Genomic DNA, 23,922 nt, shown 5'->3' with positions numbered 1-23,922 from the left:
GAATTACCCCGCGACTTACCCCGAAAAAAGGCCGATCCCGCGATCGGCCTGTAGTACTAATCGTTCGAAGGGAGCCGGCGCGCAGGCGTGCCGGACGCGCGATCCGAAGCGCGCACATCATCCAGACAACGCAAAGGGGAGATTGCATGAAGACCGTGACCACAACGGGAACGACCGCGCCGGGATGTCGCGGCACGGGCGACGTGCGCGGCTTGCGGCTGGCGCGGCTGGCCATGGGCTGCGCGCTGGCGCTGGCGCCGCTGGCATACGCGCAGGAAGCGTCGTCGCCTCAGGCGGAGGACAGGGGCAGCACGCCGTCCGAACTCGACACCATCGTCGTGATCGCCGACAGCGCGCAGACCGCCACCAAGACCGACACCAAGCTGACCGAGATCCCGCAGTCGATCAGCGTGGTCACCGCGGAACAGTTCAACGACCGCGCCGTGACCAACTTCCAGGAGGTCTTCCGCTACAGCGCAGGCGTGGCCACCGAGCTCGAAGGCGTGGATACGCGCGTCGAACGCATCGCGGCGCGCGGTTTCGCGGCGGCGCAATACCTGGACGGCATCAACCGCATGCCCACCGGCACCATCTACGGCGCGCGCATGGACGTGTTCACCCTCGAGCGCGCGGAAATCCTGCGCGGCCCGTCGTCGGTGCTGTACGGCGCCGGCGGCGTCGGCGGCCTGGTGAACGCGGTCAGCAAGCGGCCGACGCACGATTTCGCCGGCGAGGTGGGCCTCGTCTTCGGCAGCCCCACGCGCAAGGAGCTGCAGATCGATGTCAACGGCGGCCTGAGCGAAACCCTGGCCGGACGCATCGTGGCGATGAAGCGTGACGGCGAGCTGCAGTGGGACGACCAGGCCGACGACCGCCTGACGCTGCTGCCGTCGATCAAGTGGAGTCCGGGGGAAAGCACCGACATCACCCTGATCGGCCTGTACCAGAAGGACGACCTCGGCACGCAGAGCTTCCTGCCCATGCAGCGCACGCTCAGCGCCGCCAGCGACGCCGAACGCCTGCCGATGGACTTCTTCAGCGGCGACAAGGACTTCAACCGCATGAAGAGCGACTACAAGTCGCTGACCCTGCTGGTCGACCATGCCTTCAACGACGCGATCTCCTTCAGCAGCCGCACGCGCCGCTACGACCAGGAAGTGGACTACGCCGAACTCTGGGCGAACGTCGGCGTGGTCTGGGAGGGCGACCTGCTGCCGCGCGAGTTCTACATCCTCGACGACGCCTACGAGGGCTACGGCTCCGACAACACCTTCAGCTTCAAGTTCGCGACCGGCCCGTTCAGCCACCAGCTGCTCGCCGGCGTCGACTACATGCGCTTCGAGCAGGATCGCAGGGAAGGTTTCTCGTGCGCGGGCCTGGCCGACCAGGTCTGGGAGGATCTCTACGGCTGCTTCGCCGGCGGCAGTCCGCCGCCGCTCAACCTCGCCAATCCGAACTACCGCGAAACCTTCGACTACGGCTACACCAACGCCTTCACCTCGCGCAGCACGCAGCTGGGCGTGTACGTGCAGGACCAGATCAAGTACGGCGACCGGCTGTCGATGGTGGTCGGCGCCCGCCGCGACAAGGCCACCTCCGAAGCCAACGGCATGAAGGACGCCGACAAGCACGCGACCACCTATCGCGTCGGCCTGATCGGCGAGATCGGCAACGGCGTGTCGCCGTACATCGGCTACTCGGAATCGTTCCAGCCGGTGTCGGGCGTCAACTACTTCGGCGAGCCGTACAAGCCGCAGGAGGGCAGGCAGTACGAGGTCGGCGTGAAGTGGCAGGTCAACCGCGCTTCGTTGCTGAGCCTGTCGGTGTTCGACATCGTGGAGTCGAACTACGTGGTGCAGGATCCCGACTTCCTGCAGAACTTCATCCAGGTGGGCGAGGTCAGCTCGAAGGGCCTGGAGCTGGAAGCGGGCGTCCACTACAGGGGCATCGACTTCAACGGTTCGTACAGCTACATCAAGGCCGAAGACGTCGACGGCAACCGCATCCCCGCGCTGCCCGAGACCACGGCCTCGCTGTGGGCGACCAAGTCATTGTGGATCGGCGATTCGATGAAGCTGCGCTTCGGCGGCGGCCTGCGCTACACCGGCGACAAGATCGACTCCACCCTGACCCACACCACCAAGGCCGCCACCGTCACCGACGCGATGGTCGACCTGGAGCGCGGGAACTGGAAGTTCGCGCTCAACGTCTCCAACCTGTTCGACCGGGAATACTTCGTCTACTGCCTGGCGACCAATCCCGGCGACGGCGCCTGCTATCCGGTCACGCCGCGGACGGTGCTGGCCAGCGTGCGCTATCGTTTCTGAGCGACGCCGACGAACCAGACGCAAGGCCAGGCGGCGCCCCACGCGGGCGCCGCGCATGGCGAAGGGAGTGATGCGTGCCTGACAAGCCTTCAACCGCGGCGGCCCGCAGGCCGTCGTTTGCGCGCGCGCTGCCGGTGGCGGCGCTGCTGCTGTCGATGGCCGCCTGCGGCGGCGCGCCCGCGCCGGAGCCGGCGGACCTGCTGCTGACCAATGCGCGCGTGTACACGGTCGAGCCGGCGCGGCCCTGGGCGCAGGCGGTGGCGATCCGCGACGGCCGCATCGTCGCGGTCGGCGACGATGCCGAACTCGCGTCCCTGCGCGGCGACAACACGCAGGTGGTGGACCTGGGCGGACGGCTGCTGCTGCCGGCGTTCGGCGACGCCCATGCGCATCCGCAGTTCGGCGGCATCAGCCACTCGCGCTGCCCGCTGCACGACGGCAGGACGCTGGAGGATTACCAGACGCTCGTCGCCGCCTGCGTCGAGGCCAGTCCCGGCGACGGCGTGGTCTACGGCGTGGGCTGGGAGGACGCGCTGTTCCCGCCCAACGGCGTGCCGCGCAAGGAGGTGCTGGACGCGGTCAGCACGACGCGGCCGCTGATCTTCGAATCGGTGGGCGGACACAGCCTGTGGGTGAATTCGAAAGCGCTGGAAGTGGCGGGCATCACCCGCGACACGCCCGATCCGGCCAACGGCCACATCGACCGCGACCCGGCGACGGGCGAGCCGGTCGGCGGCCTGCAGGAAGCGGCGATGGCATTGGCGGAAAAGCTGGTGCCGCCGCCGACCGCGGCCGAGCGCGAAGCCGCGATCGTCTACACGGCCAGGCATTTCAACAGCCTCGGCATCACCAGCTGGCACGACGCCGGCATCCCCTTCGGCGCCGACGGCGCCAGCGAGACGCTCGACGCCTATCGCGCGGTGCGCGAGAGCGGCCGGCTCACGGCCCGCGTCGCGGTGGCTATGACCTGGAAGAACGAGCAGGGGTTGGAGCAGCTGCCGGATCTCGTCCGCGCCTCCGAGCGCGCCGAGGCGATGGGCCTGGTCTCGCGCTCGGTCAAGTTCTACGTCGACGGCGTGATCCCGCAGAAGACCGCGTACATGCTCGAACCCTACGCGCACGGCGGCGGTGAGCGCGGCAAGCCGCATATCGCCGCCGAGGCGCTCGAGCAGGCGGCGGTGCGGCTCGATGCGCAGGGTTTCCAGCTGCACGCGCACGCGATCGGCGATGGCGGCGTGCGCGAGGCGCTGGACGCGTTCGCGGCGGCGCGCAAGGCCAACGGCGCGGCCGGCGGCCGGCACATGATTTCGCACCTCAACGTGGTCGATCCCGCCGACCAGCCGCGCTTCGCGCAGCTGGACGTGGCCGCGCAGTTCCAGCCGCTGTGGGCCAGCCACTATCCCTACATGGACCTGACCGAGCAGGCGATCGGCCCGCAGCGCTCGACTTACCTCTATCCGGCGAACTCGATCCTCAAGGCCGGCGCCCGCCTCGCCTACGGCGCCGACTGGCCGGTGGCCTCGGCCAATCCGCTGGAAGGCCTGCAGGTCGCGGTGACCCGCACCAACGCCGAGGATCCGGACAGCGGCCCGCTGCTGCCCGACGAAGCGGTGACGCTGGAGCAGGCGGTGCGCGCGTACACGATCGACGTGGCGTACGTGAACCGCATGGACGATGCGATCGGCTCGATCGCGGTCGGCAAGCAGGCCGACCTCGTCGTGCTCGACCGCAACATCTTCGAGATCCCGACGGACCGGATCGGCACGACGAAGGTGCTGCTGACGCTGTTCGAGGGCCGCCCGGTCCACGGCGATCTCGAGATGCCGTAGCGCATTTTCGACTCGGATGCTGACGTTTCCGTCATCCCCGCCCCCGCGTAGGCGGGGGCGAGGATGACGATGGTCTTTCTACTCGATCGCCTGGTAGATCAGCGCGCGCAGCTTGCCCTGGTCGTCGATGTCGCCGGCCGGGATCAGCTGGGTGAGGTAGACCACGGTCAGGCCCTCGGCCGGGTCGACCCAGTAGGTGCTGTGGTAGGCGCCGCCCCAGCCGTAGGCCCCCGTCGAGCCCGGCGCGCCGAACCTGCCCGGATCGGTGATCACCTCGAAACCGAGGCCGAAGCCCGCGCCGGGCGTCCAGTACTTCGCCTCGACCAGATGGTCGACGGTCATCAGCTCGACCGACTTGCGGCCGAGATAGCGACGGCCGTCCAGTTCACCGCCCCGCCGCAGCATCTCAAGGAAGCGGCTGTAGTCGTGCGCGGTGGAGAGCAGCCCCGCACCGCCGGACATGGCCACGCGCGGACCCTCGACGTAGCGGCCCTGGCCCGTCGCGCCGGCGCCGCCCTCGCTGCCGACGTCGGGCACGCGCCTGGTCGCGGCACCCTCGGCGGCGTAGACGGTCGCCAGCCGGCCAGCCTTTTCCGGCGGCAGGTAGAAGTGGGTGTCGCGCATGCCGAGCGGCCGCAGCAGCCGCTGCTCCAGGAAGGCGTCGAGCGACTGGCCGCTGGCGCGTTCGATCACCACGCCGAGGATGTCGGTCGAATAGCCGTAGACGATGTGCTCGCCCGGCTGCGCCACCATCGGCAGCGCCGCCATGCGCGCGACGATCGCCGACATGGGTTCGTCGCGGTCGGCGAAGTACCAGCCCTCGATGCCCGCGTCCTGCCAGGCCTGCTTCGCGGCTTCGTTGCCGTAGACGTAGGAGATGCCGGCGGTGTGCGTGAGCAGGTCGCGGATCGTGATCGGCCGCTTCGCCGGCACGGTGTCGTAGCCGCCGCCGTCCTTCGCTACCGCGACCGTGGTCTTCGACCACTCCGGCAGGTACTTGCCGACCGGATCGTCGAGCAGCAGCCGGCCCTCCTCCATCAGCATCATCGCGCCGACGCTGACCAGCGCCTTGGTCTGCGAGGCGATGCGGAAGATGGTGTCCTCGCGCATCGGGTCGCCGGCCTCGCGATCGCGCTGGCCATACGCGCGGACGAACACCGGCTTGCCGTCCTGCTGCACCAGCAGCACCGCGCCGACGAGGCGGCCGCTGTCGATGTAGTCCTGCCAGACGCGGTCGATGCGGGCGAGGCGTTCGGGCGAGATGCCGTGCGGCGCGGCAGTTGCCGTGGGAGCGCGCTCGCGCGCGAAGGCGGCGTCCGCGCAGACGGTCAATGCAGCGAGGCAGGCGGCGAGCAGGACGTGTCGCGTCGGGCATGCGTGCATCGGTGATCCCTCCTGAAAGCGGGAGCATACCGCGCGAGCGCTCCCTCCCCCGCTTGCGGGGGAAGGAGCAGAGCGCAAGACGATCAGCGGCAGGTATATCCCCCATCCACCGGCAGCGCCACGCCGGTCACGTAGCTCGATTCGTCCGAGGCCAGCCACAGTGCCGCGTCGGCCATCTCCTGCGCCTGGCCGAAGCGCGCCATCGGGATCGCGGCCAGCAGCTTCTTCTCGTTCGCCGCCATTTCCTCCGGGTCGCCGCTGCGGCCGATGAAGCCCTTTTTCATCGGCGTCTCGCTCAGCCCCGGGCAGATCACGTTGACGCGGATGCCGTCGGGCGCGAAGCGCTGCGCCAGCGATTTGGTCAGGCCGACCACGGCGAACTTCGCCGCCGAATAGATCGGGCTCATCATCGAGCCGACCAGGCCCGACACCGACGCGGTGAACATCAGCGAGCCGCCGCCGCGCTTGCGCATGTACGGCGCGGCCTCGCCCGCGGCCAGCACCGCCGAGGTGACGTTGAGGTTCATCGCGAGCTCGTACTCGGCCAGATCCATGCCCTCGACCGAGGCCGGGCCGGGAATGCCGGCGTGCGCCCACAGCACGTCGATGCCGCCCAGCGCCTCGGCGGCGCGGTGGATGCTGGCGCGCGCGTCCTCGGCCTTCGACAGATCGGCCTGCACGGTGGCGATGTCGACGCCGTGCGCCTCGCGCACCTCGGCCGCGAGCGCGGCGAGCGCATCGGCATTGATGTCGATCGCGGCCACGCGCGCGCCCTCGCGCACGAAGGTGAGGACGGCGGCGCGGCCCATGCCGGAGGCGGCGGCGGTGATGACGGCGAGTTTGCCCTGCAGGCGCATGTGGTGGTCTCCGGTTGTTCGGGCCGGGTGTTTCAGGTACCCGGTAAAATGTCGACTGTCATTCCGAGCGCAGCGAGGAATCTGCTTTCGATCGAGACAAGCAACAGCGAAAGCAGATTCCTCGCTGCGCTCGGAATGACAGCGGTCGGGAATGCATGTCGGGAACGTGCAGCGACTGCCCTACTGCGCAAACGGATCTGCGAACTGCCCGGTCGTGCTGACCACCGTGGTGCGCGTCTCCAGGTAGCCGTCGAGGCCTTCGAGCCCGTTCTCGCGCCCCCAGCCGCTGTGCTTGAGCCCGCCGTAGGGCGTGGACCAGCGCAGGAAGCGGTAGGTGTTGACCCAGACGATGCCCGACTCGATGCGTGCGGCGACGCGGTGCGCGCGGCTGGCGTCGCGCGTCCACAGGCCGGCGGCGAGGCCGTAGTCGGAGGCGTTGGCGAGCGCGACCGCCTCGTCCTCGCCGTCGAACGGGATCAGCGCCGCGACCGGGCCGAAGATCTCCTCGCGCGCGATGCGCATGTCGTTGTCGACGTTGGCGAACACGGTGGGCGCGACGAACCAGCCGTCCTCCATCGCGCCGTCGGTCAGGCGCGCGCCGCCGGCGACCAGCTGCGCACCCTCGTCCTTGCCGATGTCGATGTACGACAGCGTCTTGCGCAACTGCGCCTCGTGCGCCTGCGGGCCCATGTGCGTGGCCGGATCGAGCGGCATGCCCACGCGCACGCGCCCGGCGCGGCGCGCGAACTCCTCCACCACGCGCTCGTACACCGGGCGCTCGACCAGCACCCGCGAGCCCAGCGCGCAGCTCTGCCCGCACAGCGCGAACGCCGAACCGGTGGCGGCGTTGAGCGCCTGGTCGAGGTCGGCGTCGGCGAAGATCACGTGCGGCGCCTTGCCGCCGAGCTCGAAGCCGAAGCGCTTGAGGTTGTCGGCGCCGTTGCGCAGGATCGCCTTCGCGGTCGCGCCCTCGCCGGTGAAGCTGATCTTGTCGACGTCCGGATGCGCGACCAGCGCCGCGCCGACCTCGGGGCCGCCCGGCACCACGTTGACCACGCCGGGAGGGAAGCCTGCGGCTTCGATGAGCCTGGCCAGCTCCAGGGTCGTGACCGGCGTCTGCTCGGCCGGCTTGAGCACCACCGTGCAGCCGGCGGCCAGCGCCGGCGCCAGCTTCCACACCGCCGACATCAGCGGCACGTTCCAGGGCGTGATCGCGCCGACCACGCCCACCGGCACGCGCGTGGTGAAGGCGTGCACGCTGTCGTCGACCGGGATGGTGCGCCCGCCCAGGGTTTCGGCCAGCGAGGCGTAGTACTGGAACCAGCGCGGGTGCGCGCCGGTGTCGAGCCGGGTCTCGCGCAGGGCGCGGCCGTTGTCGCGGGTTTCGAGCGTGGCCAGTTCCGGCGCATGCTGGCGGTACAGGTCCGCGAGCTTGTGCAGCAGGGCGGCGCGCTCGTGGCCCGGCATCCGCCGCCAGGGGCCGGCGAGCGCGGTGCGCGCGGCGTCGACGGCGCGGTCGACGTCGCGCGGGCCGCCGAAGGCGACGCTGGCCCAGGGGCGGCCGGTGCTGGGGTCGAGACTCTGGACGATGGCGCCGTCCTGCGGCGCGACCCAGCTGCCGCCGATGAACAGGCGCTCGTGGCGGAGCAGGGAGGAGGTGCCTGGGCTCATGGTCGTCAATAAATTCCAAATAGTGAATTCAAAATACATGTATGTGATTATTGGTCAAGTTCCGGCCTGCTCCGGCCGTGGTCCGGCGGCCGGGATTTCCTGCCAACCGATTGATCGACAAGGCATTTCGATGCATCGCCCCGGTGTCCTGCCTGCTGCACTGCAATGCGCGTTTCCCGCGAACGGCGGGAAGGGGAGGACCTTCGGTCCGTCGTCCCTGCGAAGGTGCGTGCACCACGGGCCGTCATCCCCGCGAAGGCGGGGGCACTACAACTCGTCATCCCCGCGAAGGCGGGGATCCAGTGTCTTTGCTTTTGAAGAGCCGAAGACACTGGGTCCCCGCCTTCGCGGGGATGACGGCGGGCATCTGTGCGGGGATGACGACTTCGGCCAGAACCTTCCACAGGAGCCTTCGCCATGGGACCGCTAGACGGCATCCGCGTCGTCGACCTGTCGACCGTGCTGATGGGCCCGCACGCGACCCAGGCGCTGGCCGAGATGGGCGCGGACGTGGTCAAGGTGGAGGCGCCGGACGGCGACGTGATCCGCCAGGTCGGTCCCGCCCGCCACGACGGCATGGGCGCGCTGTTCCTCAACTCCAACCGCGGCAAGCGCGGGCTCTGCCTCGACCTCAAGCACCCGCGCGGACGCGACGCCCTGCTCGCGCTGCTGCGCGGCGCCGACGTGCTGGTGCACAACCTGCGACCGCAGGCGATCGCGCGGCTGGGGCTGGACTACGCCGCGCTGGCGCCGGACCACCCGCGGCTGGTGTACGCCAGCCTGTGCGGCTTCGGTAGCGGCGGCCCCTACTCGGGCCGGCCCGCCTACGACGACCTGATCCAGGGCGCCTCCGGCCTGTCGTACTGGATCGCCAGGGCCGGCGACGGTACCCCGCGCTACGTGCCGACCGCACTGGCCGACCGCGTGGTCGGGATCTCCGCGGTCGGCGCGATCTGCGCCGCGCTGTTCGCGCGCGAGCGCAGCGGACGCGGGCAGGAGATCGAGATCCCGATGTTCGAGACCATGGCCGCGCTGGTGCTCAGCGACCACCTGTCCGGCGCGAGCTTCGAACCGCCGCTCGAAGGGGAGGGCTATGCGCGGCTGCTCTCGCGCCACCGCCGCCCCTACCGCACCCGTGACGGCCACATCTGCGCCCTGGTCTACACCGACCGCCACTGGACGGCGCTGCTGGCCGAACTCGGCGAGGCCGACCTGCCGCGGCGCGATCCGCGTTTCGCCAGCTTCGCCAGCCGCAGCGCCAACATCGACCACGTCTACGCCTTCCTCGGCGAGCGCTTCCGCGAACGCACCACCGGCGAGTGGCTGGCGCTGCTCGAACGCATCGACGTGCCGGCGATGCCGATGCACGACGTGCCGGGCCTGCTGGCCGATCCGCACCTGGCGGCGGTCGGCTTCTTCCAGGCGTTCGAGCATCCCACCCAAGGTCGCCTGCGCGGGACCGCGCCGGCGGTGCGCTGGTCCGACAGCGTGTCGCCGCCACCGTCGCCCGCACCGCGCCAGGGCGAGCACGGCGTCGAAGTGCTGCGCGAAGCCGGCCTCGACGACGCGACGATCCGCGCGCTGATCGACGAAGGCGTGCTGCTGCTCCCATCGTCCGCCGGCGAAAACGGCTAGAGTGCCCGCCCCTCACAACGATCACGCGCATGCACGTCCGCCAGGCCGCCAACGTCCTCGAACTGCTCGAATACTTCGCCCGGCGCCAGCGCCCGGCGACGCTGGCCGAGATCTCGGACGACCTCGGCTGGCCGCGCTCGAGCACCCACAACCTCGTCGGCACGCTCGTCGACGCCGGCTTCCTGTACGAACCGCAGGTCCGCCGCGCCTACTACCCCACGCGCCGCTGGCTGCTGCTGGCGCAGGACGTCGCCGACGGCGAGCCGCTGCCCGAATCGCTGCACGAGCTCGCCGTCGCGATCGCGCGCGCCACCGGCGAGACCACCGCGATCGGCGCCGCGGCCGGCACCCATGCCAGCCTGCTGGACGTGGTCGAGTCCACGCACGCGGTGCGCTTCTTCGCCCGCGTCGGCGACCGCATCCCGATCCACGCCAGCTCGCTCGGACGCGCGCTGCTGGTGCAGGCCACGCCGGCCGAGCGCAAGGCGCTGTACCGCAAGCTCGGCTTCGAACGCTATTCCGACACCACGCCGCTGTCGCCGGACGCGGTGGAGCTGGCGCTGCGCGAGGCCGACGCGCGCGGCTACCACCAGAGCGACAGCGAATTCCTGCCCGACCTCGCCGGCGTCTCGCTGCCGCTGCCGTTCCCGGCGCGACGGCTGGCGGTCGTGGTGGCCGGGCCGGTATCTCGCTGCCTCTCGCGGCGGGCGGAGATCGCGCAGGCCATGCGCGAGGCGATCGCGGGGTTCGAGGCGTCGGCGTCCTGAGGCCGGCATCGCGCGCCATCGTTGGTGGGAGCGCCTTCAGGCGCGACCCTGCGTCCAGACTTCGTCGAACGCCCGGTCGCGGCTGAAGCCGCTCCTACGGACCGTGGGCATGACGCCCGCGACACGCCAGCGACCGGGTAAAGCCGGGAAAACGATGGGTAAGTCCGCCGGCATCGGTGCACGCGCGTGCCGGATCGCGCTACAACCCCGGTTCCGATCCCGCGCAGATTCGCGTCCGCCGGGCGGGACTTCGACCATTCCGCGACGACGCATCGGTCCGTCGCACTGACGCAAGGGGACGAGCCGGACATGTGCATCCATCCGACACGCGGGCGCCGGGACCACCGCCGATGAGCACGCGCCGCGATTTCCTCGCCGGTTCCGCCGTCGCGCTCGCCGCCGCGCTGTTGCCCCGCGCGCTCGCCGCGGCGACATCCGCCGCCGCGTCCCCCTGGCCGCTGCCGCCGGTGGCGAAGCGCGTCCCGGAAACGGTCGGCCGCTTCGGCCATGCCCGCCTCGACGACTACGCCTGGCTGCGGCCGAAGGACTGGTTCGCGGTGCTGCGCGACCCGTCCACGCTCGAAGCGCCGATCCGCGCCCAGATCGATGCCGAAAACGCCTACACCGAGGCGATGCTGGCGCCGACGCAGCCGCTGCAGGCGCAGCTGCGCGCGCGCATCGAGGCCTTGAATGCGCTGCGTCCGGCCGAAGCCGACGCGTCCGACGCGCCCGCCATCGACGGTGCGGCGCCGGGACAGTCGCTGGTCACGCCCGACGGCCGCCACGTGTTCTGGCTGCGTCCCGCGTCCGAAGGCGCGCCGGCCACGGTGCTGCGCCGCGATGTCGTCGCCGGCACCGACGCCGTCGTCTACGCCGAATCCGATCCCGCGTTCGCCGTCAGCCTGCGTCCGAGCGCCTTGCGCAACCTCGTCGTGCTGCGCAGCCAGGGCCAGCGCAGCAGCGAGGTGCGCCTGCTCGCGACCGCGCGTCCGCTCGATCCGCCGGTGCTGGTCGAGCCGCGCGCGCCGGAGCACGAGTACGACGTCGACGAATGGAACGGCGGCCTGGTGGTGCGCAGCAACGCCGACGGCGCCTTCGACTTCCAGCTGCTGACCGCGCCGCTCGACCGGCCCGGCCGCGTGCACTGGCAGGTGCTGGTGCCGCACCTGCCCGGCCGCGTCATCACCGGCCTGCACCCGTTCGACGGCGTGCTGGTGCGCGAGGAACTGCGCGACGCGCTGCCGCGGCTGGTGCTCATGTCGCGCGACGGCCGCGAGCGGGATGTCGCCTTCGACGAGGCCGCCTACGCGCTCGAGGTGCCGGCCGGGCAGGATGGGCGCAGCGCGCACCTCGATTTCAGTCTGGAATCGCCGCGCACGCCGCGCGCGCGGCGGCGCCTCGACCTCGCCAGCGGTCGCCACGAAGCGCTCGACCCCGCGCCCGCGTTCGATCCGGCGCGCTTTGAAGTGCGTCGCCTGGTGGTACCGGCCGCGGACGGCGCGCAGGTGCCGGTCACGGTGCTGATGCGCGCCGGGCAGGCGCTCGACGGCAGCGCGCCGCTGATGCAGATCGCCTACGGCGGCTACGGGCTGTCGATCGACGCGCGCTTCGACGCCGCCGCGCTGGCGCTGGTCGAGCAGGGCTGGGTGCACGCGATCGCGCACGTGCGCGGCGGCGGCGAACGCGGCGCCGGCTGGTGGCTGCCGACGCTGCGCACCGGCAAGAAGACCACCCACGACGACTTCATCGCCTGCGCCGAACACCTCGCCGATGCGGGCTACGGCACGCGCGGGCGCATCGTCGCCTTCGGCCTGTCGGCCGGCGGCACGCTGATGGGCGTGGTCGGCAACCGCCGCCCGGAGCTGTGGGCCGGGCTGATCGCGCCGGTGGCGTTCATGGACGTGCTGACCACGCTCGAACGCTACCAGGACCATCCGCTCCGCGGCGCCGGCATCCCGATCTGGGGCGATCCGGCCGATCCGCTCGAACACGCCTTCGTCGAAAGCTTCTCGCCCTATGACCACCTGCCGGCGGCGCCGCTGCCGGCCTGGTTCACCACCGCAGTGGTGGACGACGACGCGGTCTCGTTCTGGGAGCCGGTGAAGTTCGCGATCAAGGCGCGTTCGCTGACCACCGGCGGCCAGCCGATCCTGTCGTACACCGCGCCGGCGGGCGGGCACCTGTCGGCGTGGGGCGCGTACCCGCAGCCGGAGCAGCAGGCGGCCTATCTCGCCTTCGCGATCTGGGCGGTTGACCGCCGCTGGGGCGAGGTGCCGCAGCGCGCGCCCGGCGCGGACGATAGCCGCGGCTGAGGCGGGCGATGGCGGACACCGGACTCAGGCGCCTGCTCGACTGGCGCGCGCTGCTGGTGCTCGGCATCGCCAACATCCTCGGCGCCGGCGTGTACGTGATGACCGGCACCGCGGCGGCGCAGTTCGCGGGGCCGGCGGTGACGGTGTCGTTCGCGCTCGCCGGATTCGCCTGCGTGCTGGTCGGGCTGTGCTATGCGGAACTGGCGGCGGCGATGCCGGTGTCGGGTTCCTCGTACTCGTACTGTCGCGAGGCGCTGGGGCTGGGGCCTGCCTGGGCGCTGGGCTGGCTGCTGTTCCTCGAATTCAGCGTGGCGGCCTCGCTGCTGGCGGTGGGCTTCGCCGGTTACCTGGGCAGCCTGCTCGCCGGCTTCGGCCTGCCCCTGCCCGAGGCGGTCAGCACGCCGCTGGTGCGCGCCAGCCTCGAGCACGGCCACATCGTGCTCTCGCGCGGCGCCGGCGCGAACCTGGTGGCGGCGCTGGCGGTGCTGGCGGCCGGCGGCATCCTGGCGCTGGGCATCTCGCGCTCCTCGCTCGCGAACACGATCCTGGTCGTGGTCAAGGTCGCGGTGCTGGCGGGTTTCATCGCGATCGGCGCGACGGCGGTGGATCCGGCCAACTGGACGCCGTTCGTGCCGGCGAACGAAGGCGGCTTCACCTACGGCTGGGAAGGCGTGGTGCGCGCGGCCTCGCTGCTGTTCTTCGCCTTCCTCGGCTTCGAGACGGTGTCGACCGCGGCCGCGGAAACGCGCGACCCGCAGCGCGACGTGCCGATCGGCATCCTCGGCGCGCTCATCGCGTGCACCCTGCTGTACGTGGCGACCGGGATCGTGCTGACCGGGCTGGTGCCGTTCCGCGAGCTGGGCGTGCCCGATCCGATCGCGCTGGCGGTGGACCGCATCGGCTGGCCCGGCTTCGCGGTGCTGATCAAGATCGGCGCGCTCGCCGGCCTGGGCTCGGTGCTGCTGGCGAACGCCTTCGGGCATTCGCGCGTGTGCTACGCGATGGCGCGCGACGGCCTGCTGCCGGACGTGCTCACCCACGTCCACGCCCGGCGCGGCAGCCTGTGGAAGGCGAACCTGATCCTCGCCGCGATCGCCGCGTTCAACGCCGCGGTGCTGCCGATCGCGGTGATGGCCGACATCATCTCGTTCGGCGTCGCCTTCATGTTCGTCGTCGTCGCGGTCAGCCTGATCCGGCTGCGCGGCACGCGGCCCGACCTCGAGCGCCGCTTCCGCGTGCCGCTGGGCGGGCCGACGATCGGCGGCGTCTGGTTCGGCGTGGTGCCGGTGGTGGCGATCCTCGCCAGCGTGGCGATGGTGGTGCCGGTCGCGCTCGACATCCTCGGCCAGGCGCGGCGCGGCGACTGGCTGCCGGCATTGCTGCTGGGCGGCTATGCGCTGGTGGGCTGGCTGATGTATCGCTACTACGGGCGCGAGCGTGCGCTGGCGCGGGATGCGAGGGCACGAGCACCATGATGGGCCTGACTCAAGCAATCCCGAACATTCTCCTGTCGTCATCCCGGCGAAAGCCGGGATCCATTGTGCCGTTGCCCTTGCGCGACAAATCAAAATGGATGACCAGCGCTTCGCGCTGTTGTAAAGCGCTTCCGGCTTTCGCCGGGATGACGGCTGTGGTTGAAGTTGTTTCCGTGAACAACCTGCGCACTGAAACAAAATCTCCGAACGAATGAACGCAAACCACATCACCCTGCGCGACGCCTTCGAACTGGGCCGGCTCGACGCGCACGACCAGTCGGCGCTGCGCCGCGCCGGTGACGTCTCCGCGCGCGAGCTGGTCGAAGCCGCGCTGCTGCGCATCGAGGCGCTGGATCCGGCGCTGGGCGCGGTCTGCCATCGCGCCGACGCGCTGGCGCGCGCACAGCTCGACGACGGCCTGCCCGATGCGCCGCTGGCCGGCGTGCCGTGGCTGGCCAAGGATTCGCTGGACGTGCCCGGGATGCCGACGCGCAGTTGCTCGCGCAGCCGCAGCAACGTGCTCGCCGCGCGCGGTTACGCCTATGTCGAGCGCCTGCAGGCGCAGGGGCTGGTCGCGGTCGGCAAGTCGACGATGCCCGAGTTCGGCCTGCTCGGCTCGACGGAGCCGCTGCTCGGTCCGGTCACGCGCAACCCGTGGTCGCTCGCGCATTCGCCCGGCGGTTCCAGCGGCGGCGCCGGCGCCGCGGTCGCCGCCGGCCTGGTGCCGCTGGCGCAGGGCAGCGACGGCGGCGGCTCGATCCGCCTGCCCGCCGCCTGCTGCGGCATCGTCGGCCTCAAGCCCGGACGCGACAGCACGGTGCGCGTGCGCGCGCGACACATGATCGAGGACCTGCTGGTCGGTGACAGCCTGATGGCGCGCAGCGTGCGCGACGTGGCCTGGGGCTTCGCCGCCGCGCACGCCGATCCGCGGCGCGCGATGGTGACCGCTGCGTCATCGGCGCGGCTGCGCATCGGCGTGGTCGATACCAGCCTGCTCGGCGCCGCGCCGCATCCCGACGTGGCCGACGCGATCCGCCGCAGCGCCGACCTGTGCGCCTCGCTCGGCCATCGCGTCGAGGCCGTGGACTGGCCGGTCGACGGCGGCGCGATGCTGTCGGCGTTCCAGGACATCTGGACCCACCTCGGCGCCGACTGCGTCGACGCGGTGCGGCCGCTGCTCGGCGGGCGCCGGCTGGAGGACGCGCTGGAGCCGTGGACGCTGGCGCTGGGCGAACGCGCGATGGCCCTGTCCACCGACGCGCTCGAACGCGGCTACGCGCAGCTCGCGCGGCTGCCGGCGCAGTTCGCCGCCTTCCACGCGCAGTACGACGTGCTGCTGTCGCCGGTGGTCAATGGGCCGACGCCGGCGCTCGGCCGCTACGGCCCCTCGGTGCCGGTGGAGGTCCTGATGCCGACGATGTTCGACTGGATCAGCTACACCCCGCTGCAGAACCTCGCCGGCACGCCCGCGATCTCGCTGCCGCTGTTCCACGACGGCGACGGCCTGCCGCTGGGCAGCATGTTCGCCGCCGACCGCGGCCGCGAGGACGTCCTGCTCGCGCTGGCCTACGAGCTCGAGGCCGCGCTGCCGTGGCGCGAGCGCTGGCCCGCGCATTCGGTGGCGACGCCGCCGCAGCCCTGACTTTCCGTGTCCCTTTTTCCGATCCCCGCATGAGCACGCCGTTCTCCCCGCAAAACCCTTCCGACTTCGCCGACCTGGTCGCGCAGCATCCGCTGGCCTGGGTGATCACCGGCCACGCCGGCGCGCTCGGCGCCACGCCGCTGCCGATCCAGCTCGACTGCGACGACGACGGCCACCCCGTGCGTCTGGTCGGCCACTTCGCCCGCCGCAACCCGCAGGTCGCCGCGCTGGCGGAGGACCCGCGCGCCACGATCCTGTTCCTTGGCCCGCAGGGCGCGATCTCGCCCTCGTGGTTCCGCGACCGCACGCGCGCGCCAACCTGGAACTACGCCTGCGCGGTGTTCGAGGTCGAGGTCGAGCTGCGCGACACCCGCGCCGACGCCGATGCGCTGCTGCAGCGGCTGGTGGCGCAGGTGGAGGACGGCAACCCGTCGCCGTGGCGCATCGCCGAGGTCGGCGAACGCTACGAGCAGCTGGTCCAGGGCGTGGTCGGTTTCCACGCCCACGTGCGCAGCGTGCGCGGCAGCTTCAAGCTCGGCCAGGACGAACGCGACGACGTCTTCCACGACATCCTGCAGGCGCTCGACATCACCGGGCAGGCGGAACTCGCGGACTGGATGCGGCGCTTCGGCGCATCGCGCCCGCCCGAGGCGATCGCGCAGGCGCTGCCGCCGCCAGCGTCGTTTGATCCGGAGATCATGCGTTTCATCAACGACGTGCGCGCCCGCTGGCAGCAGCTGGCGCAGGGCCGCACGCTGGACTGGCCGACGCGCCGCGAGCTCGCCGAACTCACGCGCAGGCCGTGGCGCGAAGGCGGGCCGGAGATGGCGCGCACGCAGGAGGTCGAGGCCGCGACCGACGCCGGCCCGGTGCGCCTGCGCATTCACGATCCCGCGCCGGGCGAGGCCAAACCGACGCTGGTCTACCTGCACGGCGGCGGCTGGGCGATGTTCAGCCTCGACACCCACGACCGCGTGATGCGCGAGTACGCCGCGCGCGGGCGCCTGGCGGTGGTCGGCGTCGACTACGCGCTGGCGCCGGAGGCGCCATATCCCGCCGCGCTCAACCAGGTGGTCGCGGTCGCGCGCTGGCTGCGCGCACACGGCGGCGAACACGGGCTCGACGGCGACCGCCTCGCCTTCGGCGGCGACTCGGCCGGCGGCAGCCTGTCGCTGGGCGCGGCGCTGAAGCTGCGCGACGCCGGCGAGGGCGGGATCATCAAGGCGATCCTGAGCCTCTACGGCGGCTTCGGCCCGGACTGCCCGCCGGCCTCGCTGCAGCGCTACGGCACGCCGCAGGACATGCTCACCGGCGACGAGGTGCGCGATTTCTGGAACCTCTACGTCCCGCACGAGGCGAGCAAGCGCGACCCGTACGCGGCGCTGCTGCTGGCCGACCTGCGCGATGTGCCGCCCACCTTCGTGCAGGTCGGCGAATGCGACGTGGTCTGCGAGCAGAACCTGCAGATGGCCGGCGCGCTGCTCGCGGCCGGCGTGCAGGTGCAGGCGAAGGTGTATCCCGGCGCGCCGCACAGCTTCATCGAGGCGGTGGCGGTATCGGCAACGGCGCGCGCGGCGATCGACGACGGCGTGCGCTGGCTCAATCGCGTGCTGGGTGGGGGGTAGGTCGGGGCTACGTCCCCGACGCCGTCAACCTCCAGCGTCGGCCGCGTAGGGCCGACCTACGAACTTTTGACTCCCTCCCCCGCCTGCGGGGGAGGGTTGGGGTGGGGGCCACCGCCCGCCGCATCGCTCAATCGCGCGCCCCACCAAACCGCTCCCCGAAGAAATCCCCCTCGTTCCACCGCGGCCGTTCCGCCGCATCGCCCACGATCCGCCCGATGCGCGCATTGAGCGTCGCCAGCCGCGCGGCGTCGCCGTAGTAAATCGGCAGGTCGACCTCGTCGCAGGGCTGGTGGTAGCAGTTGCGCAGGAACCAGGTCATCGCGACCTTCGGGTCCTGGTCCTTGTTCGCGCCGACCACGCCGCCGCTCAGGTACACCGCCGGCACGCCGGCGCGCACGAAGGCGTACTGGTCGCTGCGCACGAACACCACTTCTTCCGGGAACGGGTCCGGCGACAGCGCCACGCCGACCTCGGCCGCCGCCGTCTCCAGCGCGCCCTTGAGCGAGGAATGCTCGACGCCGATCGGCACCACGTCGGTGGTCGGCGCGGTCAGCATCGGCATGTCCATGTTGAGGTTGGCGACCAGCGGGCCTTCGACCGACGGATGGTGGGCGAACCATTCCGCGCCAAGCAGGCCCTTCTCCTCCGCGGTCAGCGCGACGAAGGCCAGCGAGCGCTTCGGCGGCGCGCCGTCCTTCAGCTCGCGCGCGGCCTCGAGCAGGATCGCCACGCCCAGCGCGTTGTCGAGCGCGCCGTTGTAGATGCCGTCGCCCTCGACCTCGACGCCGATGCCGACGTGGTCCAGGTGCGCGGTGTAGACGACGTGCTCGGCCGCGAGCGCGGGATCGCTGCCGGCGATGCGGCCGACCACGTTGCGCGAGTCCAGCGGCTCGATCCTCGTGCGTCCGGCCAGCCGCAGCGTGCCGGGCAGGGCGAAGCCCTTCAGCGTTCCCGCGCGTGCGGCGTCGAACAGCATCGCCGCCGACTGGTCGCCGCCGGCGAACAGCGCGTCCGCCGCCGCGGCGCTGACCACGGCGCCGGCCTGCAGCTGCGGGAAGGTGTCGATGCCGCGCCCGTCGGCGCCGCGCAGCCGCATCGACGGCTTGTCCGCGTTCTGCACCGCGCGCGCCCACGGGTAGCGCACCTCGTCCTCGGCGGTGTTGACGTAGACCACGCCGATCGCGCCGCGCTCGACGATGTTGCGCAGCTTCTCGCGCCCCGAGGAATGGAAGGCGCGCTGGGTGTCGCCGAAGGCGGCAGGTGCGCCGCCGAACAGCACCGCGATCTTCCCGCGCAGGTCGAGCCCGGCGAAGTCGTCGTGGCCGAGGTCCGGCGCGTGCACGGCCTGGCCGACGAACACCGCCGGCGCTTCCAGTTCGGCTTCGGGCGCGTTGTAGTTCGGCGTCGGCAGGAATTCGTCGCGGAACTTCAGCGCGCTGGCCTTGCCGTCGCGCAGGATCTCGAAGCGGGCGCCGTCGGCCTGCAGGGTCGCCCTGAGCAGCGGTACGGTCTGGAAGAACGTGCCGTCGTCGCCGGCCGGTTCGAGGCCGATCTCCGCGTAGCGCTTCGCCACGTACTCGGCGGCACGGTCGTAGCCCGGCGTGCCGGTCTCGCGGCCCTCCATCGCGTCGTCGGCCAGCGCGCGCACGTCGGCCTCGATGCGCTGGCCGGCCGGGCTGTCGTTGGGCGGCTTCGGCGCGGCCGGCGGGGCGGATTCGGCCGCCATGTCCGCGGGCGTCGCCACCGGCGCCGCCTCGCGCTGGCAGGCGGCGAGCGCGAGGCAGGGCAGCAGCAGGAGCAGCGGCGGCAGGCGCAGGGTCATGGGCGTCGTGGCTCCGGCGGGGGCGGCGGGAGGCCGACGCTAGCACCGGGGCCGGTGCGCGACAATGCGGCGGCAACATGTCGCGGCAACATCCCGCGCCTATGATGGCGCTGGATGCGCGACGCCGGCCCGCCGGATTGATCGTGGTCAATGCGGTCCCGGCGCGCACCCGCGAACATCATCGTGGGCGCCTGCCTCCGCGCAGCGTGCCTGCGGCGATTCCCCCACATCGAACGCACGAGGTGACGACATGGGCAATGCCTCCGACCTGGCACTGGCGCTGTGGAAGGCCAACCTGGACCTGCAGCTGCGCATCGGCCAACTGGTCCAGGACAGCGGCCGCGACTGGCTGGAGCTCGGCACCCGCGCCGCGGGCGGGGGCGCGGCGGAACTCGACGCCGGATTGCGCAAGCTGATGCGCGGCGGCGACTGGCAGGCGCTGGCGGCGCTGCCGGTGGAGGCGTTCTGGCGGCAGGCCGAGCAGCGCGTGGGCGACGGCCAGGCGCTGAACCAGATCGCGCTGCAGGCGCAGGACAGTTTCGCCAGCGGCGTGCTGGAGGCACTGCAGGACTGGCAGCAGGCGCTGGCCGAGGCCTGGAACGGGGTCGACCTCGACCTTGGCCTCGACGCCGCGCCGGGCCTGGCGGAGGCGTGGCGGTCGCTGCTGTCGAACTGGGACGCGGGCATCGCGGCGCTGGCGCCGGTGGCGCCGGCCGCCCCGGTCGTGCGCGCACCGCGCAAGCCCGCAGCGCCTGCGAAGAAGGCGACCGTCGCAAAGAAAGCGGTTGCGAAGAAGAAGCCCGCCGTGAAGAAGTCCGCTCCCGCAAGCAGGAAGCCCGCAGCGAAGAAGCCGGCGAAGAAGGGATCGCGCCGGCGTGGCGGCTGAGTCCGCGGCGATCGCGGCCGAGGCGGCAGCCGGTGCCGCCGCCTGGCACGCGATCGATGCGGAAGCGGTCCTGCGCCAGCTCGCGGCGACGCCCGACGGCCTCGAACCGGCCGAGGCCGCGCGCCGGCTGCAGCGCTTCGGCCCGAACGCGCTGCCCAGCCCCGCGCGCACACCGGGCTGGCGGCGGCTCCTGCGCCAGTTCAACGATCCGCTGATCCTGTTCCTGCTGGCGGCGGGCGTGGTCGCGTTCGCGCTCGGCCACCGCGTCGACGCCGCGGTGATCGTCGCCGTGGTCGCCATCAACGCCATCGTCGGCTTCGTGCAGGAGGGTCGCGCCGAGCAGGCGCTGTCGGCGCTGCGCTCGATGCTGGCGCCCTCGGCGCGCGTGCTGCGCGGCGGCGCGCGCGCGCAGGTGGCGGTGGAGACGCTGGTGCCGGGCGACGTGCTGCTGCTGGAGGCCGGCGACCGCGTGCCGGCCGACGCGCGCCTGCTGCGCGGCCGCGGCCTGCGCGTGGACGAATCGGTGCTGACCGGCGAATCGGTGCCGGTCGAGAAGCTGGCCGATCCGGTCGCGGAACACGCCGACCTCGGCAGCCGCGCCTCGATGCTGTACTCGGGCACCCTGGTCGCGGCCGGGCAGGCGACGGCGGTGGCGGTCGCCACCGGCACGCACACGCAGATGGGCCGCATCGGTGCCCTGCTCGAGCAGGTCGAGACGCTGACCACGCCGCTGCTGCAGCAGATCGCGCGCTTCGGCCGGGCGTTCACCGCGGTCGCGCTGGTCGCGGCCGCGGCGCTGTTCGCGTTCGCGATCGGCGTGCGCGACTACGGCTGGCTCGACGCGCTGATGATCGTGGTCGCGCTCGCGGTCGGCGTGGTGCCCGAGAGCCTGCCGGCGGTGATCACCATCACCCTGGCCATCGGCGTGCGCCGCATGGCCGCGCGCAACGCCATCGTGCGGCGGCTGCCGGCGGTGGAGACGCTGGGTGCGACCACGGTGATCTGCTCGGACAAGACCGGCACCCTGACCCGCAACGAGATGAGCGCGCGCAGCGTCGCCACCACCGCCGGGCGGGCGCTGGCCGACGGCGGCGGCTATGCGCCCGTCGGCGCGCTGGCCGCGCGCGACGGCGGCGACGCGGCGCTGGCGGCCGCGCAGCGCGTGGCCCGCATCGGCCTGCTGTGCAACGACGCGCAGCTGCACCAGGGCGAGGGCGCGCGCTGGCGCGTCGACGGTGATCCGATGGAGGGCGCGCTGCTGGCGCTCGCGGGCAAGGCCGGCTTTGACGGCGCGGCGATGCGCAATGCGCATCCGCGCCTGGACGAGGTGCCGTTCGACGCCGCGCACCGCTTCATGGCCACCCTGCACGCCGACGCCGAGGACGCCGGTGCGCTGGTCTGCGTCAAGGGCGCGCCCGAGCAGGTGCTCGCGCTCAGCGCGCGCCAGTCCGGGCGCGACGGCGGCGCGGAACCGCTGGACGCGGCGTTCTGGCAGCGCGCGATCGACGCCGCCGGCGCCGAGGGCCAGCGCGTGCTCGGCTTCGCCTGGCGCCGGCTCGAGCGCGTGCCGGAGCGGTTCGGGCTGGAGGACGTGGGCGGGCTGGTGTTCGCCGGCATCGTCGGCTTCATCGACCCGCCGCGCGAAGAGGCGATCGACGCCGTCGCCGACTGCCGCGCCGCGGGCATCGCGGTGAAGATGATCACCGGCGACCACGCCGCGACCGCCGCGGCGATCGCCGGCCAGCTGCACCTGGCCGACGAGGTGCGCGTGGTCACCGGGCAGGAGCTCGAAGGCGTGGCCGATGCCGACCTGCCCGCGCTCGCCGCGGAAGCCAGCGTGTTCGCGCGCACCACGCCCGAGCACAAGCTGCGTATCGTGCGCGCGCTGCAGTCGCGCGGGCATACGGTGGCGATGACCGGCGACGGCGTCAACGACGCGCCCTCGCTCAAGCAGGCCGACATCGGCATCGCCATGGGCCACAAGGGCACCGAGGCGGCGAAGGAGGCCAGCGGCATGGTGCTGGCCGACGACAACTTCGCCTCGATCGCCGCCGCCGTGCACGAGGGCCGCGCGGTCTACGACAACATCCGCAAGGTGGTGGCGTGGACGCTGCCGACCAACGGCGGCGAGGCGCTGGCGGTGGTGCTGGCGATCGCCTTCGGCTGGGTGCTGCCGATGACGCCGCCGCAGATCCTGTGGATCAACATGGTGCTGACGGTGACGCTGGGCCTGTCGCTGGCGTTCGAGCCGCCGGAAGCCGGGGTGATGGCGCGGGCGCCGCGGCGCCGCGACGCGGCGCTGGTCTCGCCGTTCATGCTGTGGCGGATCGTGCTGGTGTCGCTGCTGTTCAGCGCCGGCGCCTTCGGCGTGTTCGGCTGGGCACAGGCGCGCGGGCACGACCTCGAGACCGCGCGCACCATGGTGGTCAACATGTTCTGCGTGATGGAGATCTTCTACCTGTTCAGCGTGCGCTACCTGCACGGCAGCTCGTTCTCGCTGCGCGGCCTGCGCGGCACGCCGGCGGTGCTGTGGGCGATCGCCGCAGTGGTGCTGGCGCAGCTCGCCTTCACCTACCTGCCGTGGATGCACGCGCTGTTCGACAGCCGGCCGGTGCCGGTGTTCGAAGGCTTGGTGATCGTGGCCGGCGGTGCTGCGATGATGGCGCTGCTGGAGATCGAGAAATGGCTGTTGCGCCGGCTCGGCGTCTTCGATGAACTGAAGGCCGCGGCGGCGGCCGAACCCCGAGGAGCGACGACATGAGCGGAGCGAACGCCGTGCTGCTGGCGACCGACCTGGACTTCCGCTGCGACCGCGCGACCGACCGCGCGATCGCGCTGGCGCGCGGCTTCGGCGGCGTGGCCATCGCCGCGACCGTGGTGGAGGCGTCGGAGCGGCTGGCGCAGCAGGTGCCGCGGCACGAGATCCCGGCCTGGTACCGGGAGCCGTCGCCGCTGCTCGCGGCCGAGCGCAGGCTGCGCCGCGAGTTCGCGGAGGAAGAAGGTCGCTGGCAGCTGCGCGTCGGCGAAGGTCGGGCCGGCGACCATCTCGCGCCGATCCTCGACGGCATCGGGGGTGACGCGCTGGTCGTGACCGGTCCGGTCCGCGAGGGTGTGATCGGGCCGACGATGCTGGGTTCGACCGTGGATCGACTGCTGCGGCGCGAAGGCACCTCGCTGCTGATGGTGCGCCGGCGCGTGCACGGCGACTATCGCCGCCTGCTGGTCGCCAGCGATTTCTCCGGGCCCTGCCGGAACGCCCTGCAGCGCGCCCGCGCGCTGTTCCCGGCGGCGGCGATCACCGTCCTGCACGGCTTCCAGGTGCCGATGCTGGGGCTGATGGACAGTTCGCAGGAGCAGGCCGTCACGCAGACCGCCACGCAGCTGCGCGAGGAAGGCCGCGCCTTCCTGCGCGAGGCCGGGCTGGAGCATGGCGAGATCGAACTGCGCGTCGAGCACGGCGATCCCGCGCGGCTGGTGCAGCAGCACCTGGACAGCTTCGAGGACGACCTGGTCGTGCTCGGCACGCACGGGCGCGGCGCGGTGTACGAGCTGGTGGTGGGCAGCGTGGCACGGCGGATCCTGACCACGGTGGATGCGGATGCGCTGGTGGTTCGCGGGTGAAGAACGCCCTTCACCGCGCGCAGAACAGCTCCCTCCCCCGCTTGCGGGGGAGGGTTGGGGTGGGGGCCAC

General features: G+C 72.0%; 16 protein-coding genes. 11 read left to right on the top strand and 5 right to left on the bottom strand.

The features are described from left to right. Positions 1 to 146 precede the first annotated feature (146 nt). Both FQY83_RS13695 and FQY83_RS13690 read left to right on the top strand, forming a co-directional pair. Entirely contained in the window at positions 147 to 2,327 is a 2,181-nt protein-coding gene (locus FQY83_RS13695; RefSeq protein ID WP_146388513.1) for a TonB-dependent siderophore receptor, read from the top strand. A 74-nt stretch (positions 2,328 to 2,401) separates the two neighbouring features. Further along, a complete protein-coding gene (locus FQY83_RS13690) occupies positions 2,402 to 4,156 on the top strand; it encodes an amidohydrolase (RefSeq protein ID WP_202878194.1) in 1,755 nt (584 codons plus the stop codon). A 78-nt stretch (positions 4,157 to 4,234) separates the two neighbouring features. On the opposite strand, the gene FQY83_RS13685 is transcribed toward FQY83_RS13690, so the two are convergent. The 3 genes from FQY83_RS13685 to FQY83_RS13675 all read right to left on the bottom strand — a co-directional run bounded on the left by FQY83_RS13685 (position 4,235) and on the right by FQY83_RS13675 (position 8,067). Further along, positions 4,235 to 5,539: a serine hydrolase domain-containing protein gene (locus FQY83_RS13685; protein WP_146388512.1), complete on the bottom strand. Its 1,305-nt coding sequence runs from the start codon at positions 5,537 to 5,539 to the stop codon at positions 4,235 to 4,237. Between the two features lie 83 nt (positions 5,540 to 5,622). Further along, positions 5,623 to 6,396 carry an SDR family NAD(P)-dependent oxidoreductase gene (locus tag FQY83_RS13680; protein ID WP_146388511.1) on the bottom strand — a complete coding sequence of 258 codons (774 nt, stop codon included), beginning with the start codon at positions 6,394 to 6,396 and terminating at the stop codon, positions 5,623 to 5,625. Positions 6,397 to 6,576: 180 nt separating this feature from the next. After that, positions 6,577 to 8,067 carry an aldehyde dehydrogenase gene (locus tag FQY83_RS13675; RefSeq protein ID WP_146388510.1) on the bottom strand — a complete coding sequence of 497 codons (1,491 nt, stop codon included), beginning with the start codon at positions 8,065 to 8,067 and terminating at the stop codon, positions 6,577 to 6,579. A 417-nt stretch (positions 8,068 to 8,484) separates the two neighbouring features. On the opposite strand from FQY83_RS13675, the gene FQY83_RS13670 reads away from it, so the two are divergent. The 4 genes from FQY83_RS13670 (at position 8,485) to FQY83_RS13655 (ending at position 14,256) form a co-directional block, all read left to right on the top strand. Further along, entirely contained in the window at positions 8,485 to 9,702 is a 1,218-nt protein-coding gene (locus tag FQY83_RS13670; RefSeq protein WP_146388509.1) for a CaiB/BaiF CoA transferase family protein, read from the top strand. Positions 9,703 to 9,731: 29 nt separating this feature from the next. Continuing rightward, entirely contained in the window at positions 9,732 to 10,469 is a 738-nt protein-coding gene (locus FQY83_RS13665; protein ID WP_146388508.1) for an IclR family transcriptional regulator, read from the top strand. Between the two features lie 350 nt (positions 10,470 to 10,819). Further along, positions 10,820 to 12,781 carry a prolyl oligopeptidase family serine peptidase gene (locus FQY83_RS13660; protein ID WP_146388507.1) on the top strand — a complete coding sequence of 654 codons (1,962 nt, stop codon included), beginning with the start codon at positions 10,820 to 10,822 and terminating at the stop codon, positions 12,779 to 12,781. A gap of 8 nt (positions 12,782 to 12,789) precedes the next feature. Then, positions 12,790 to 14,256, top strand: coding sequence for an APC family permease (locus FQY83_RS13655; RefSeq protein ID WP_146388506.1), 1,467 nt, complete (start codon positions 12,790 to 12,792; stop codon positions 14,254 to 14,256). Between the two features lie 10 nt (positions 14,257 to 14,266). Here FQY83_RS13655 and FQY83_RS13650 read toward each other — a convergent pair whose 3' ends face one another. Continuing rightward, positions 14,267 to 14,446 (bottom strand): hypothetical protein, encoded by a 180-nt coding sequence (locus tag FQY83_RS13650; RefSeq protein WP_146388505.1) that lies wholly within the window; start codon positions 14,444 to 14,446, stop codon positions 14,267 to 14,269. A 21-nt stretch (positions 14,447 to 14,467) separates the two neighbouring features. Here FQY83_RS13650 and FQY83_RS13645 point away from each other — a divergent pair, with 21 nt between their 5' ends. Next, the gene (locus tag FQY83_RS13645; RefSeq protein WP_146388504.1) at positions 14,468 to 15,898 is read left to right on the top strand and encodes an amidase family protein; all 1,431 of its coding nucleotides are present in this window, start codon (positions 14,468 to 14,470) and stop codon (positions 15,896 to 15,898) included. A 29-nt stretch (positions 15,899 to 15,927) separates the two neighbouring features. Then, positions 15,928 to 17,523 (top strand): alpha/beta hydrolase fold domain-containing protein, encoded by a 1,596-nt coding sequence (locus FQY83_RS13640; RefSeq protein WP_146388503.1) that lies wholly within the window; start codon positions 15,928 to 15,930, stop codon positions 17,521 to 17,523. Between the two features lie 127 nt (positions 17,524 to 17,650). Here the strand turns inward: FQY83_RS13640 and FQY83_RS13635 are convergent, their stop codons facing one another. Beyond that, on the bottom strand, positions 17,651 to 19,345 hold the full coding sequence (locus FQY83_RS13635) for a M28 family metallopeptidase (protein WP_146388502.1): 1,695 nt from the start codon (positions 19,343 to 19,345) through the stop codon (positions 17,651 to 17,653). A 250-nt stretch (positions 19,346 to 19,595) separates the two neighbouring features. On the opposite strand from FQY83_RS13635, the gene FQY83_RS13630 reads away from it, so the two are divergent. From FQY83_RS13630 to FQY83_RS13620, 3 genes are read left to right on the top strand one after another with little or no spacing between them, the layout of a single operon-like run. After that, a complete protein-coding gene (locus FQY83_RS13630) occupies positions 19,596 to 20,231 on the top strand; it encodes a phasin family protein (protein ID WP_158636513.1) in 636 nt (211 codons plus the stop codon). Then, positions 20,221 to 22,992 (top strand): cation-translocating P-type ATPase, encoded by a 2,772-nt coding sequence (locus FQY83_RS13625; RefSeq protein ID WP_202878193.1) that lies wholly within the window; start codon positions 20,221 to 20,223, stop codon positions 22,990 to 22,992. Before FQY83_RS13630 ends, FQY83_RS13625 begins: the two co-directional genes overlap by 11 nt. Continuing rightward, positions 22,989 to 23,852, top strand: coding sequence for a universal stress protein (locus FQY83_RS13620; RefSeq protein ID WP_146388500.1), 864 nt, complete (start codon positions 22,989 to 22,991; stop codon positions 23,850 to 23,852). Before FQY83_RS13625 ends, FQY83_RS13620 begins: the two co-directional genes overlap by 4 nt. The last annotated feature ends 70 nt before the right edge of the window (positions 23,853 to 23,922 follow it).

Source organism: Luteimonas marina, assembly GCF_007859325.1.
GTDB lineage: Bacteria > Pseudomonadota > Gammaproteobacteria > Xanthomonadales > Xanthomonadaceae > Luteimonas > Luteimonas marina.
The sequence above is the reverse complement of the archived record's forward strand: the minus strand, read 5'-3'. Positions and strand labels throughout refer to the sequence as shown.